This is a genomic window from Streptomyces umbrinus, assembly GCF_030817415.1.
GTDB lineage: Bacteria > Actinomycetota > Actinomycetes > Streptomycetales > Streptomycetaceae > Streptomyces > Streptomyces umbrinus_A.
Map to the genome: position 1 here is coordinate 8,247,358 of NZ_JAUSZI010000002.1, position 15,776 is coordinate 8,263,133.

Sequence of the window (15,776 nt, forward strand, 5' to 3'; positions counted from 1 at the left end):
TCTGGGCCTCTGATGCTCTGGGCAGGTTCTCTGGGAAGGCGGTCAGCCGGCGGCCGGGGAGCCGAAGTAGTGGACGTTGGCGGTGGCGATGGCTTCCCAGTCGGCGCCCTCCGGGAAGCGGACGACGTCCCAGCGGGCGTTGAACAGGCGTTCCTCGGCGTCCTCGTCGCGGAAGGCGTCCTGCTCCTTTGTCTGCGAGTCCACGAAGACGGCGACGTTCACGCCGGGCAGCCGGTAGACGTAGTCGGGCGTCGCGTTCGCCTCGGTGAGGAACGCGCCCGGCTCGTCCGGCAGCCGCAGTCCGCGCGCCTTCGCCCAGCCCAGGAAGTCGCCCTGAGCGGCCAGTTCGGCGGCCGAGGCCTCGACGGGGGTCGACTCGGCGGGGGACTGGTCGAGCAGTCGCCGGTACTGCTCCGAACGCGACTCCCCGCGGGACTCCCGCCGGGCCTTCGCCGAGGCGAGCCGCACCAGCAGATCCTTCACGGAGTGTCGGTTGATCAGCGCGTGGTTGAGCTGATTGCCGTACGTCAGGAGGCACTCGTAGCAGCCGAGCGCGCAGGCCCGGCCAGGGCGGTGCTCCTCATCGCCCTTGTCCTTGCCGTCCGGGCCGAAGTGGCAGATGGACAGTGCGTATCGGGCCGCCTTGGCCAGTGCGTCCTCCTCCGCCTGGAGGCGTCGCAGCACACCGGCGCCTCCCTCGGCGGCCTCCGTGAACAGGATGCGTCCCCGCGGGCCGTCGTCCGGCGGTAGCAGCTCGCTGGACAGTTCGACGTCCTCCAGCTCGAACGCGGCCTCGATGCCCCGCTCCAGCGCGTACATCAAGGACAGCGCGACCGGCTCCTGCAGCGGCTCGTCGAGGGTGACCACGAGGATGTTGCGGCGGTCCTCCACGTACGGGATGACCCGCTTCTTGCGGCGTCGTTCGTTGCCGTCCGCGTCGATGACCGGCAGTTCGCTGGAGTCGCCGGACGCGTCGGAGGCGTCCTTGTCGTTCATCCAGCGGCCGTCCGCCAGGTCCAGCCAGTAGCCGGCCGGTTCGTCGTTCTTGGCGCGTACGCGGCCGGTGTTGGTGATCCGGACGGTCGCCGAGTCGCCGTACGCGATCGTGGCGAGCTGTCCGCCCGAGGTATCGGCGATGGTCGCGTTCAGACGGCCTTTGCGGATGCCGTGGTCGTGGAAGCGGTACGAAGTCTCCAGCTTGAAGCCGGCTCGGCGCCGCTCCTCCTCGTCGGAGGAGATCCGCTCGCGACGCGTCGTGTACACGGTGTGCAGGTGCAGCAGGCCGTACGTTGCCGAGCCCAGCGGCTCGTTGCACATCTCGCAGCGGTCCTGACGCTCCTCGGGGTCGTGGTGGTAGCCGCACTGCGCGCAGCGGCGGGCCTCGCTGGTCGCCAGGTCGCCGGACGAGTCCGGCGGCAGCTGGATCCGCGTCACCTGGTAACGGGCGCCCTCGTGATAGATCAGCGCGCCGGGGCCGAACTCGCGGATCGCGAGGAAACGCGGGCGCTGGAGGTAGTCGCCGTCACCCCGGCGGCGGCCGACCGTCGGGATGTACGCGGCGAGCGGGAGCCGGGGGAAGCTGTAGCCGGGCAGGAAGCCCTCGGACGCCAGGTAGCGGTACGGGTTGAAGTCGGAGAGGACGGACTTGCTGTCGACGCTCTCGTTCATCAGCAGGTTCAGCTGGGTCTCGGCCTCGCGGCGGCGGGAGTTGGCCCGGATACGATCACCCTCGGTGAGGCTGTAGTCCAGGCGGCGCCTGTTCTGGATGTACTGGTCGTCGAGCGCGGCCCGGAACAGCTGTCGCCAACGGCCGAAGGCGTCGTCGAACCGCTCGGGCACGGTCCGTACCTTGTCCTGGATCCAGTCGTCGTGCCACCACGTCGTCTCGACGAAGTCGGGCAAAAGCGGGCCGAGGACGCGCAGCGCGGAATCGATGGTGCGACGCTGGGCGTTCTTGTCGTGCGAGGCCGCCTGGATCTCGGACAGCAGCTCAAGAGCGGGGTTCGGACGTTCACCCGTGTCCGGGTACGACACGTCCAGTACCTCGGGGATGGAACGGCCCAGCTTCAGGCCTGCCTCCGCGATCCAGATGCCCTGGAGGTGGGAGAGAACCAGATCCTCGTTCGCGAGGTCCAGACGCGGCGGGGCGACGGAACCCGCCACCATGCGCTCCGAGCGGCGGAAGTAGTACTGGTCGTGGCTGTTGCCCGTTGCGCAGTACGTGGTGACCAGTGCGGGCTGGCCGCTGCGGCCCGCACGGCCCGAGCGCTGCGCGTAGTTCGCGGGTGTCGGCGGCACATTGCGCATCATCACCGCGTTCAGCGAGGAGATGTCGACGCCCAGCTCCATCGTCGGCGAGCAGTAGAGGAGCTTCAACTCCGCCTTGCGGAAGGCCTCTTCGCGCTTCTCCCGCTCGGCCGGCGCGACCTGCGCGGTGTGTTCGCGCGCGAACAGGCCGGACAGCGCACCCGCCGCGTCCTTGTAGAGCTTGCGGAAGAAGGTGTTGACACGCGGTCCGTCACCGCTCTGGTAGGTGCGCGTCAGCGGGTCGTGGGTGCCCGTCTCACCCTTTCCCGCCCGCCACACGAGTGACTGCGCGGCCACCCGGTAGCCCACCGCGGTCGGAGTGGTGGGCCTGCGGTAGCGGCCCGCGCGCTGGGGGGCGACCTCCACCTCCTTCACCAGGCCGGCCTTGGCCAGGACCTCCAACAATTCCTTGATGACCAGCTGCAGATCGGCCTGTTCGAGCTCCTTGAACGACCGGTCCGCGCGTCCCAGGTACTTGCCGAACTTGGCACGCGCGGACAGGAACAGGCCCGAGCGGTCCATCCCCGGACGGGACGGGTGGGGGTAGGCGGTGCCGACCCGAGGCTTGTCGGTGGGGGACAGCACCCACGGGTCCACCAGCCGTTCCTCGCTCGCCCGCTGCAGCGAGTCGAAGGAGTCGTCGCGGAAGTACGACACGTCGATGGCGAGCGAGCGGCGCATCTCGTTCAGCAGCGCCCTCATGATCTCGGCCCGCAGCGCCGGATCGGCGTCGCGCAGGGCCTCGTGCGTGCCCGCCCACCGGTCCTGCTTCGCGGCAACCCAGTCCAGGTCGTCGTAGTCGATCTCCAAGAGGCCCGTCTGCTCCAGGTTCGGCATGGTGATGCGCCAGCCGCGCTCCAGATCCAGATAGAGCCGGAACGCGATCACATCGCGGAGCGTGCTTGCGGCATTACGGGCGAGCGAGGGCGGCAGGTCGCTCTCGCCGGTGTAGTCCACCGGATCGATGGCGAGCGCGGTCGTCACGGCGGAGGCAAGCTCCTCGTGATGGAGGCCGTTCTCGCCCGCGTCCAGCGCCGCCCGGTGCAGCGCGCCGCGCAGCTGGGTGATCTGGACGAAGTCGTTGAAATGACCTGCCTGGAGCGATGCGTCCTGCCGGTTGTCGACGAAGGTGAGGAGCTTGCGCGCCTCCTTGTCCAGGGCTTCCGCCGGCACGGACTTCAGTGAACGAACGACCGAGGCCGAGATCAGCGAGGTCGCGGAGGACCGGCCTTCCTGGTCGAGCGTCGCCAGCTTCGCGAAGTCCCGGCCGCGAGTCTGCTCGTACGCCACCCCGCAGTGCAGGCAGAACAGGAACGGGGACGGGATGAACGCTGCCTGGAGCTCGCCCTGGCCCTCGTGGCCGAGCGGGTCGACGGTGACGGCACGCGGCACCCGGTCGCGGTACGACTTCTTCACGACCTCCTGGCCCTTGTCGTCCAACTCCAGCCAGGACTCGGGCAGTCGGCGGTCGTCCACCGCGTACTGGATATTGGCCGGCCAGCCCCGCTCGTGGTCGACGTACAGATAGCCGTCGCCCTGCCGCCCGCCTGTCGCGGAGGTGTCCCGGCGCGCCTCGTACCGGACGTCGCCGTCCTTCTCGGTGCGCCACACCGTCAGGTACTCCTGCCCGCACTCCCGGCAGAACGCCAGGGGCATCAGCAACTTGCCGCCGCTGCCCGGCTGTTCGAGCTGGTAGGAGCGAGTGAGGTGGCGGGAGAGCTTGTCCTCCAGGGTGACGTACACGGTGTCACCCTTGGAGAGGAACTGGTGTAGCCGGAACGCGAACAGCGGTCGCTCGGTCACGGGATGCAGCGCCTGCGAACCTGCCTCCAGAGTGGCGCGGATCGCGGCTGCGCACTGTTCCTCGTCGACGCCTGACTGCTCGTGCAGCTCCTTCGCCGCGACTTCGATCTTGGTCGGCCGTCGGCGAACCAGACGCCCCGTGTCATCGTCCGTGGCCAGGCCGAAGCGTGTCTCGATCCAACGGGCCAGGGGGTCACGCACGAGATCGTCGTACGCGCGTGGAGCAGCGGGGGAGTTGAGGCGTTCGGCGGGGACGGTGTCGGGCGTCTCGCGGGTCGCGCGGACCAGGGTCTCGCCGATGACGTGCTCCGACCGGACCTCCGTACCGAACAGAGTGCTCGCCACGCCGGCGACGACCTTCTTCTGGTCCTCCACCGTGCCCTCCGTAGACATGGTGGCCGATGTACCGATGCACTGCAGGTTCTGTGCCTGGCAGGCCTCGCGGACCCGGCGGATCAGCAGGGCCACGTCGGCGCCCTGGCGGCCGCGGTAGGTGTGTAGCTCGTCGAAGACGAGGAACTCCAGGCCCCGCGCCATGCGGATGAGGCTGGCCCGGTCGTCCGGGCGGGTCAGCATCAGTTCGAGCATCACGTAGTTGGTGAGCAGGATGTCCGGCGGGTTCTTACGGATCTCCCTGCGCTTCTCGTCATCCTCCTGGCCGGTGTAGCGGGCGAAGGTGACCGGTTCACGGCCCGCGCCGTAGCCGTCGCGCAGATACTTCTCCAGCTCCTTGAGCTGGCTGTTGGCGAGCGCGTTCATCGGATACACGATGATTGCGCGTACTCGCTTCCGGGCGTTCGGCCCCTCTGCGTCCCGCTCGTCCAGCACCTTGTTCACGATCGGGACGATGTAGCCGAGTGACTTGCCGGAGCCGGTACCGGTCGTCAGTACGTATGACGCACCGGACCCCGCCGCGTCGATGGCCTCCCGCTGGTGCTGATGGAGGGTCAGCGGGCGGCCGTCGGGGACCGTGCCGCCCTCTGTTTTCTTCGCCTGGAAGATGCGGGCGCACTCGTCGTGCAACACCTTCTTCCCGGCCAGCTCGACCACGGTGCCCCCGCTCTGGAAGAACGGGTTGAGCGACAGCCATGGGTTCGGCCACTGGGACTTGTTGTCGAGGTCGTCCTCGACGAATCCGGCGATGCGGTCGTCACGGATGACGGTGCCGCCCTCGGTGAACAAGCGGTAGTCGGCGATCAGCTTTTCGTGCACACCGAAGACGTCCATCGCTGTGCCGGAGGCGGCGGTCACCGGCGTGGGCTGCGGAGTGGGCGCGGCAGAGGCCGGCGTGAGGGCGTCGCGCAGGGGCCGGGTCGGGTCCAGCGCGCTCCAGTGCGGCAACTGCGAAGAGTCCTCGTCCGCGGAGACCAGCGGCAACAGCGCGTCACGGACCGCCACCGCGTCCGCTGGGCGTTCCGCAGGGTCCTTGGAGAGCAGCCGGTCGACCAGTCGGGAGAGCTCCACGGGGACAGCACTGCGGATCACGGCGACCGGCGTCGGAACCTCACCGACGTGCTTGCGGGCGAGTTCGTACGGCGATTCACTCGTGAACGGCGGTACGCCCACGAGCATCTCGTACAACACACAACCCAGCGCATACAGATCGGCGGCCTGCGTGACCTGCTTGGCCTCGAACTGCTCGGGGGCCATGTAACGAGCGGTCCCGACGCTGACGCCCGTGCTCGTGAGCCGGGCCTCGTCGGGGTCGTCGACGATGCGACCCATGCCGAAGTCGAGGACCTTGACGGTGCCGCCCTGGGTGAGCATGACGTTGGCGGGCTTCAGATCGCGGTGGACGATGCCCGCGGTGTGGGCGGCGGCGAGGCCGTCGGCGACCTGGGCACCGATCGCAGCGGCCCATGACACCGGGAGCTGGGGCTCTTCCGAGATGAGGTCGCGCAGCGTCTCGCCGTCCAGGAGCTCCATGGCGAGGTAGGGCAGGTTGCTGTTGCTCTCGGCCACGCCACCGGCGACGAGGCGCGTGAGGTTCGGGTGTTGGAGCCGGCGCATGATGCGCACCTCGCGGGCGAAGCGCTGCGCGGCCTTGGGGTCGGCGCTCGTGTCGATCTGGGTGCCCGTACGGCGGCGCAGGATGGTCTTGACGGCGACCTTCCGCTCGGGGGTGCCCTCGGCGGCCTGGAGGTCCTCGGCCCGGTGGACCTCTCCCATGTTGCCCTTGCCGATCACCTGCCCGATACGGAATCTGCCGTCGACCAGCTCGTGGCTCACTGCCGCTCCTCTGTCCTCTGCCCGCGGTCCCGCACCAGAACGCGACCCCCTGACCTGCTGCCGCTCCGCCCATCGTCGCAGGGGAAGAATGCGGCAGAGTCACAGTACACGATTGGCTCTATTTTTGATATGCGCTCAGTCTGTTGACATCGTCAACGCGTCACTTCTAATGTCTTCCGTGACATGAGGTGGGGGTGGGCGAATGAGACCTCAATCCGTCGATGGGGCGGGCGCGCCCGGAATGAAGGCCGCTCTGGCCGAGTTGCTGATCCGGCTCCGGCGGGCGGCGGTGGACGGGGCGGTTCCGGAACATGTCTTCGCGGAGAGTGCGCGCGTGCTGGCGCTCGGCGACAGCGAGCGGGATCGGCTGCGGGACGAGCTGGCCCGATTGGGGCTGCCCGTACAGGGGAAGCGCGTGCACACAGACCCCGACGGCGGGGCTGTGGAAAAGGTTGCACGAACTCGTGAAGAAAATGTGTTCCCTCGCGTCGAGGTGGTACGGGCGCTGCTGTCGCGTTACGCCGATGCCGAGGGGTACCTGACGCTGCGGGTCGTGGACGGCCTGGTCCGGCTGGCCGGGCTGAACGCCCGGGAAGCCGCGGCGTTGCGGAACGGGGTCCGGGTTCGAGAGTCCACAGCAGAGCCCGACGGCGTGGCTGTCGGAGCGGTGGAAGACCCGTCGCCCGGGGAGACCGAGTCGCCGGATCCGGCAGGCTCGGAGACCCGGCCGGAATCGGAAGCGGGAGACTTTGCCGCCGCTGTGGCGGTGGCACTGACCGTACTGGAGGGGGACCGCTTCCATCTCCGCCCTGAGAACCGTCTCCTGAACGCCGAGGCGGAAGTGGGCCTCGGCGTGCTGGTGCGAGGCGGCGCGAGTGGGGTCGCGCGTGAGCCGGAGAAAGAAGAGCTGAGCGGACTGCCGTCCGACGACATCAGAATCCGCGCGCGGAACTGCCTGGTCCTGCACAATCAGCGGCTCGTCCACTCGCTGCTGCGGGGCTACCTGGAACAAGGGCTGGAGTACGACGACCTGTTCCAGCACGGTGTGCTCGGCCTCATGACCGCCGCGCGGAAGTTCGATCCGGCCAAGGGCTTCAAGTTCTCGACGTATGCGACCTGGTGGGTCCGACAGTCCATCACCCGGGCCATCGCGGACGAGGGTGCCGTCATCCGGATTCCGGTCCATATGCACGAGCACATCCGCAAGGTGGCGAAGGCGGAACAGAGTTTGTTCGCGCAAGGCAGGCCGGCGAGCGTTGCCGACGTGGCGGTGCTCTGTGACGTCAGTTTGGCGAAAGTGGAGGAGGCCCGACGGCTGAGCCGGCGCACCGACTCTCTCGACCGGGTCATTGGTGACGGCGTAACGCTTGGTGACTTCGTGGGCCAACTGCGGCCGTTGCCGTCCGTGGAACACGTGGTCCTGGACGCCCTGCTCGTGGGGCAAGCCATGGATGTCGTAAGTACGTTCGGCGGACGAGATCACCGGATTCTCGTACGGCGCCTTGGGCTGGACGGGGACGATCCCTCGACCCTGGATGAGGTGGGGCGCGAGTTCGGGGTGACCCGGGAGCGCATTCGGCAGCTTGAGGTCAAGCTGCGTCCCGCGCTGAGGGAGAGGCTGCGGACGGCCGGTCTTCTCGTCATGGAAGAGGCGCTGCACGAAGGGGAGACCGAAAAACGCGAAAGGCAGACCGAAGGAACGGAAGGGGTCGAGGGTCGGGCAAGAGCCGCCCGGCGTGCGGCGAGGAAGGCGAGAGCGCAGGCCGCGATCACTGTGCCGCGAGGGCAGTCGGGGCAGCGCACCGATTCGGCATCGGATTCGGCATCCGAGGCGGAAACGTGGGACGCGCCGGTTCCTGCCGTCCGGGTTGAGGACTCCTCCTCGCTCACACCTGATCCAGAGAGCGCTGCACAGGTCGTCGACGCGGTCCCGCAATCCGCGTTCGCGATCGGTGCGGAACGCCTTGTGGAGGGCCCGTCGGGAACTGATGTCTCGTCCAAGAGATCCGTGTCGGCGGTCGAGACGGATGAGGTGCCGCAGCCGACCGCCGTGGGCCGGCACACATCAGACTGGGACGAGGCCCGGCGCATGGCTGTGGCGCCGGCCGAGGGAGTGGCCTGGCTCGCCGAGTACGCGCTGGTCTCGGTCGGGTATCTGCAGCTGACGGTGCTGCTCGGACAGTCCGCCGCAGACTGCGTGACGCGTGTGAGCCAGCAACCCGAGGCGATCGACCGCTCCATGGTTGCGGCTTTGGAGGTGTTGCGGCGCGTCTTCGACGTCGTGGGGGAGTCCGGGCAGCGGCCGGAGGACTTCTTCGAGCGGCCGTCCGAGGCTCTGGTCGGCATCACACCTCGTGCCTATCTGGCCAAGAAACCGCTGGTGCACAGCGAATCGCGTCTCGCCGCGCGCGACGCGCTACGGGAGTTCGCCGCGACCGCGAAACGACCGCCGGACCAGGCCGAGGCGGCGGACCGGGCCGAGGAAGCGGCCCAGGTCAAGGAAGTGACTCACGCCGAGACAACAGGACACGCCGCCGAAATGGACCACGCCGTGAAGACGACCGACCACGCCAAGACCGCGGGCCACAAAGAGCTTCCAGTCGAAGTGCGCTTGGCCGAAGCCAGGCAAGCGCACGAGACATACGTGGAACGGCTGCGCCAGGAACACCGGCAACAACTCGCCGAAGAGCGGCAGGCCGCCGAAGCGCGTCTCGCCGCCGCCCGCGCGGACACCGAACAGGAACTCGACGCCCAGGAAGAGGCGCTGCTGCGCCGCGCGGACAGATCACTTCTCCGACGCGAGCAACACGTGCGCGCCGAGAGCGAGGAACGCGTTGCGCGGCTGAAGGAGGAGCACCGCGAGGCGCACCGGGCCGCACTCCGCCGGGCCGAGCACGCGGAGGAAGCGGCACAGCACGCGGACGGGTTTGACTTCGGCAGCGTTGCGATGTTGGTCCAGCGGCAGCGGGCAGACGACGCGCACCAGCGACTGCGGCGCTACCGGGAAGACTCGGAACTACGCCTCGCCGCTCTCGAAGCCCAGCTGCGCCAAGCCGAGTCCCTGCTTGCCGAGCGGGACCTTGCCCTTCAGACAGCCCACCAACGGGCGGAGGCGGCCGAGCAGTGCACAGCCCAGACCGAACGGGATGCCTGGGCCCGTATCACGGAACTGCAGGAGCAGCTCGCCGAGCAGTGGGGAGCCGCCACCAGCACACCGCTCCGGGACCACCAGCCCCGGTCCTGAACCGCACTCGCGCACTTCCCCGCGTCCCCCTTGAGGAACATCATGGACCCCAGACAGGAACTCGTCGCCTACCTGCACCGGCAACTAGTCGGCCCTGCCGGAGGAGAGGACGAAACGCTCGACGCCCCGCCCGACCGGCAGTACCTCATGGGCACGCTGTACCCACAAGAGGCGGACTTGCAACGGCAGTTGGATGTCGCTGCGGAGGAACTGGACGGCGCAGGAACAGAAGGCGCGGCTGAGGACACCGCCCCCGCCGCTGATCCCATTCCCGAGTCAAACTCCTGGCTTCCCTCGTCGCTCGGCTTCAGCTTCTACACCGATGCCACCACCATCGAGATCGGCTGCGCCGGCGCCCGTTACCAGACCCGGGCCGCCACGGGCGAACGCGGACGGCGCTGGGAACGCGTGCCGTTGCCCGCCGAGACGCACACGCTCGGGCCGGACCGTGACCAGGTCCCGGTGCTCGACGGCCGTGCCGAACTCCGCGTCCGACGGCGCGAGTTCGGTACCGGACAACTGGTCACCGTCGCCCTGGTCAACATCGCCCTCCATGAGCAGGCCCTTGGGAAGGCCGCCCAGTGGGACCGGATGATCTTCCAGGTCGGCCTGGAGGCTCGCCCCGTGGACGGCGAGATCCGCCAGTACCCGAGCGTCCGGCTCGCCAGCCGTGACCCGGAGGAACAGGAACTGCGTTTGCAGTACGAGCATGTGCGGACGCACGCCGTTGGTCATGGGTGTGCGGTAGAGGAACAGCACGACGAGGAAACCCGACGCGTGACCGGCCTCAAGGCCGCCGTCATGCCCGAAGCCGAGGTCAGCGGCGTTCGGGCGGCCGGCCTGAGGGGATCGCCGGTCCTGAACGTCCTTCACCTCGCCGACCCCGATGTCTCCGTCGACCAACTTCGCGAAGAGTTGGGAGAGTTCGTCTCTGACTACCGAGCCTGGTACGTGGGGCAGCTGAATGCGGACATTCCCGAGTGGGGTCGCGCCGCAGCCGACCGCATCCTCGCCCGCATCGGTGCCGCCGTCACCCGTATCGAGTCCGGTGTGCGCACCCTCTGCGACCCACGCCGCCCCGAACTGCTGCACGCCTTCCGCGCCGCCAACCGTGCCATGGCCCAGCAGATGCGCCACTCCGCCCCAGACCAGGCGGGAACCCGCCGATCCCGGCGCGATGCCGTACTCCTCGACCCGGAACCGAACACGGCCGCGGCCTGGCGACCCTTCCAGCTGGCGTTCTTCCTGCTCGCCCTCGACGGAGTGGTGGAACCCCGGCACCAGGACCGGGCCACCACCGATCTGATCTGGTTCCCGACCGGCGGCGGCAAGACGGAGGCGTACCTGCTGCTCGCCGCCTTCGCCATGGTGCTCCGCAGGCGGGAACCCGATGGGGGAGGCACCGCCGTACTGAGCCGCTACACACTCAGCCTGCTGACCACCCAGCAGTTCCAACGCGCGGCGAGCACCATCTGTGCCCTCGAAACCCAACGCCGCGCCGACCCGGCCACGTACGGACAGGAACCCTTCTCGATCGGCCTGTGGGTGGGTGAGACCACCACCCCGAACACCTACGAGAAGGCTCGTGCGGCCTTCGACGGTGAGCGCGCCGCCACCCACCCCGACGACGTCTTCATCCTCGATCGTTGTCCGTGGTGCGGCACCCGCATCCTGCCCGCCCGCAAGTCGCCCGACATCGCGGACTACGGAGTGCGCGCCGCGGCGGATTCGTTCGCCTTCTTCTGCCCGCGTGACGAGTGCGCCTTCCACGACGAGTTGCCGGTCGCCGTCGTGGACGAGCAGCTTTACGACCGGCCGCCCACTTTCGTTCTCGGCACGGTGGACAAGTTCACCCGCCTGGCGTGGGAACCCCGCGCGGGACGGTTGTTCGGCGCGGGGAGCGGAAACAGGCCGCCCTCTCTCGTCATCCAGGACGAGCTGCACCTGCTCACCGGTCCTCTCGGTACCACCGTCGGTCTGTACGAGGCAGCCGTCCTGGGCCTGTGTACCACTCCCGACGGCATCGGACCCAAGGTCGTGGCGTCCACGGCGACCATCCGCCGCTCCGGTGAACAGGTCCGGGCTCTGTACGGCGGTGACGTCCAGCTGTTCCCGCCCGCCGGGCTCGACGCCCGCCACTCGTACTTCGCCGAACCCGACACGACCAGACCCGGCCGCCGCTACATCGGAGTGATGGCTCAGGGACACACGGCCGGTCGCGCTGCCGTGGCTACCGCCGCCGCCATGCTGCAGGGCGCGTGGGAACTTCCCGAGGAACACCGGGACGCCTACTGGACCCTGGTCGCCTACCATCACAGCCTGCGTGAACTCGGCCGCACCGTCACCGCCGCTGCCGACGACATCCCCGCGCAACTGGCAGGACTCGAATCTGGCGTGGGTGTAAGGGGGCTGACCGAACATCAAGTGAAGGAACTGACCAGTAATCTGCCGCGCGCGGAACAGCCCGTACTGCTAGACCGGCTGGAGAAGCACTGGCAGGACCCGCAGACGGTCTCCTTCCTGGCCTGCACCAACATGCTGTCTGTCGGCGTGGATGTGAAGCGCCTCGCACTGATGCTCATGCAGGGGCAGCCCAAGACCACCGCCGAATACATCCAGGCCACCAGCCGCGTCGGCCGACATTCCGTGCCCGGCCTCGTCGTCACCTTCTTCAATGCCACCCGCCCACGGGACCGTTCGCACTACGAGGCCTTCGACGTCTACCACCGCTCCCTCTACCGGCATGTCGAACCCACCAGCGTCACCCCGTGGTCGGTGCCGTCACGCCGCCGTGCTCTGCACGCCGCGCTCGTCATCCTCGTCCGGCACCGGCTCGGTCTCACCGCCGAGAACCAGGCCGGGCTCGTGCTCGACCACGGTCCCGAACTAGAAGCACTGGCCAAGGAGTTGGCGTCCCGTGCCGAAGTGTGCGAACCCTTCGCCGGTGAGGCCGTACGGAAGGAGTTGGCGGATCTCATCGCCGACTGGGAGGACGCTGCTCGGGAGGCTCGCAAAGACGGCCGGGAGCTGTACTACCGCAGCCAGGGCAAAGGACAGTCCAACCTCATCAAGAGCTTCGAGCAGAACTACGGCCTGTGGGAGACACCGAACTCCATGCGCAATGTCGACCGTGAATGCCAGGTGATGGTGAAGGGAGCCGACCTGTGAGCCGCACACTACGGGTACGCCAGTCACAGACAGTGCTGCCGTTCGGAGTCGGAGCCGTCTTCGACATCCAGGGTGAGTCCTTCGTGGCCACCGGGATCGGCGACTGGCCGAGCCGTGCCAAGCAGAAGGTCGAATCGCCCAGGCTCGCCTCGCGGCTTGGGGTGACGGGCTTCTACGCCGCTCCTGCCGCGGCCAACGACCGCTACGACACCCCGGACGCGCCCGGAGCCCCGTACATCCGCTTCCCCTCCTGGCTGTTCTGCGGTGCCTGCCGGCGCATGAAGCGGTGGCGCATTGCCGACGAGCGGGCCGGCCAACCGCCCCGCTGTTCCTCCTGCTCGCCGGCCCGGACACTCGCGCCGATGCGGTTCGTGCAGATCTGCGCGGCCGGGCACCTCGGCGACATCGACTGGTGGTTCTGGGCGCACTCGCGACGCGAAGCCGGCGAACGGCGTCAGTGCGGTGAACGGGAGAAGCTGCGCTTCCTCGTCTCCGAGCGTGCCTCCGGACTCGAGGCGCTCTCCATCGCCTGCACGGCAAAAGGCTGCGGGGCCACACGCGATCTGCTGGACATCCTCGGTACGCATGGAATGCGTTGCTCGGGACGGAATCCGTGGCAGCGGGCGAGCGAGGCCCTGGAGTGCGTCAAGCCGGTGCAGGTGGTGCAGCGCACCGCGGGAAACCTGTACTACCCGGTGATGCACTCGGCTCTCGACATTCCCGAGACAGATGTGTCGGTCCACGCCGCCGACACCCTTGCCGAACGAGTACGGGAACACGATCTGTGGGTGTCGCTGTGCCGAGTGTCCGGAACGCCGCGCGCGGCCATGTTCCGGACGATGATCCAGGAGGACACCGGCGCCGACGAGGAACTCATCGATGCCCTGATCGCAGAGGAGACCGGACAGACTCCCGCGGCGCCGTCCGGGGACTCGTCCGCACCCCCTGCCCGTCCGGATCTGAGCCGGGAGGAGTGGGCCGCGTTCACGGCGTCCGCCCCACCCGCCACTCGCGACTTTGCACTGCGCGAGACCGCCCTCGGCCTGGACGGCGAGAGCGAGGAACCCTGGGCGGGCCTGCGCACCCGCTTCGGCAGGATTGTCCTCGCCGACCGACTGCGTGAGGTGCGCGCCCTGTCAGGCTTCACCAGGGTCTCCCCGGACGCCACTGTCGTCCCTGCCGACACCGCGCGGCGTCTGAGGTGGCTGCCCGCCGTGGAGGTCTTCGGTGAGGGGATGTTCCTCACCTTGGACAGGAGCCAACTAGCCTCCTGGGAAAGCGATGGGAGGGTACGTCAGCGGGTGTCCGGCCTGCGCGCCGACCTTGACCGCTCCTTCCAGAAAGACCGCCTGGAGTCCCTCACTGGACCCGAACTCGCGCCTCGATTCGTCCTCCTACACACCCTGGCGCATCTGCTGATCCGCCAGCTCTCCTTCGAATCCGGATACACGACAGCGAGCCTGCGCGAACGGATCTACGCACGGCCCGAGCAGGACCAGTACGGCATCCTCGTCTACACCGCCGCCGGAGACGCTGAGGGCACCCTCGGGGGCCTCGTGCGTCAGGGCGAACCCCCGCGACTGGCGGAGACACTGCTGCGGATGACGGAGGCAGCCGCCTGGTGCTCGGCCGACCCGCTCTGCGCCGAGCACACCGGCCAGGGCTTCGGCAACCTCAACCGCGCGGCCTGTCATGCCTGCGCCCTGCTCCCCGAGACCAGCTGTGAAACCGGCAATGCACTCCTCGACCGTGCCCTCGTCGTGGGTGGCGAGCATGTGCCCGGTTATCTGGAGGCGATCGTCGCCTCCGCCCGTGCGGCCGCGGCCACCGCTCTGGAGCAGACATGACACTCACCTACCTCGACCTCTTCCCGGAGCAGCGCGCCTCCCTCGACGAGCTCGCTTTCGACGGCAACCACCTGGTCAGCGGTCCGCCGGGCAGCGGCAAGAGCCTCCTGGCCGCCCAACGGGCCGTGATGCTCGCTCTCACGGGAACTCCGGTGACCCTGCTGACCCGCTCCAACCTCCTGAGGCAGTCATTGGCCGCGGTCGTCCACAAGCTGGGTCCGCCGGACCGCGGTGTACGCGTGGCTACGGCACACGCCTGGCTCACCGACTGGTACGGCGGGAGAGTCCCGCGCACCGGCGACGACTCGTACGACTGGGAGGCGTGCTACGACCGCGCCGCGGAGACCGGCCCAGTACCCGATCTCACCCTCGTCGTGGATGAAGGCCAAGACCTGCCGCCCGAGTTCTACCGCCTCTGCCGACTGCTTCAGGCCCGTACGACGGTGTACGCCGACGAGTGTCAGCGCCTGACCGACACCAACTCCACTCTCGCAGAGATCACCCAGCGCCTGGGCCGGTGCACGCTTTACGAACTTGATGGGAATCATCGCAACACACGCCAGATCGCGGCCTTCGCTGCCCACTTCCACACGGGGACCGGAATGCCTGCCCTACCCGAACGCGAAGGACCGCCTCCGCGGCTGCACCGTCTGCCGCACAGGGGCGCTGTCGACCTGCTGATCCTCCTGGCGCAGAAGCATCCGCAGCAGAGCATCGGCGTGATCGTGAACTCGACCCACACTCAGTTCTCGCTACTCGGCAGCCTGGAGCGCAGAGGGCCACGGCTCAAGCCACAGCTGTACACCTGCCGGGCCCCAGCCGCGCAAAGCCGCTACCGCACGCTGGACCTCGGCAGACCTGGAATCGTGCTGGTCCACCGGGCCAGCGCGAAAGGGCTGGGATTCGACGTCGTCGTTATCCCCGACACGCATACGGATGCGGCGGTCGACCCCACCTCGGCTGCCTTGCGCATGACGTACTACGTTCTGGCCACTCGTGCACGACGTGAACTCCATCTGGCGTACGAGGGAGAAACGGAGCCACCTTTGTGCGCCCAGGTGGGTTCCGGCAACCTGCTGCGCGGCTGACGAAAGCCCCAGGGAACGCTCGGTTCCGCAACGGTCGGATGCTGCGCTCCTGTGCCGAGAGCCGTTGCCGCCGGGGTTCAACCTCGGCGG

5 protein-coding genes are annotated in these 15,776 nt (G+C 68.5%); 4 read left to right on the forward strand and 1 reads right to left on the reverse strand.

The window, feature by feature from the left end; translation table 11 throughout:
* Positions 1-42 precede the first annotated feature (42 nt).
* Entirely contained in the window at positions 43-6,339 is a 6,297-nt protein-coding gene (locus QF035_RS36420) for a protein kinase domain-containing protein (RefSeq protein WP_307525041.1), read from the reverse strand.
* Positions 6,340-6,541: 202 nt separating this feature from the next.
* On the opposite strand from QF035_RS36420, the gene QF035_RS36425 reads away from it, so the two are divergent.
* From QF035_RS36425 to QF035_RS36440, 4 genes are read left to right on the forward strand one after another with little or no spacing between them, the layout of a single operon-like run.
* A complete protein-coding gene (locus QF035_RS36425) occupies positions 6,542-9,583 on the forward strand; it encodes a sigma-70 family RNA polymerase sigma factor (protein ID WP_307525043.1) in 3,042 nt (1,013 codons plus the stop codon).
* A 42-nt stretch (positions 9,584-9,625) separates the two neighbouring features.
* Positions 9,626-12,751 (forward strand): helicase-related protein, encoded by a 3,126-nt coding sequence (locus QF035_RS36430; RefSeq protein ID WP_307525044.1) that lies wholly within the window; start codon positions 9,626-9,628, stop codon positions 12,749-12,751.
* Complete coding sequence (gene drmB / locus QF035_RS36435; RefSeq protein ID WP_307525046.1) at positions 12,748-14,598, forward strand: DUF1998 domain-containing protein; 1,851 nt, start codon at positions 12,748-12,750, stop codon at positions 14,596-14,598. The genes QF035_RS36430 and drmB overlap by 4 nt, the downstream gene beginning before the upstream one ends.
* A complete protein-coding gene (locus tag QF035_RS36440) occupies positions 14,595-15,686 on the forward strand; it encodes an AAA family ATPase (protein WP_307525048.1) in 1,092 nt (363 codons plus the stop codon). Before drmB ends, QF035_RS36440 begins: the two co-directional genes overlap by 4 nt.
* Positions 15,687-15,776: the final 90 nt, after the last annotated feature.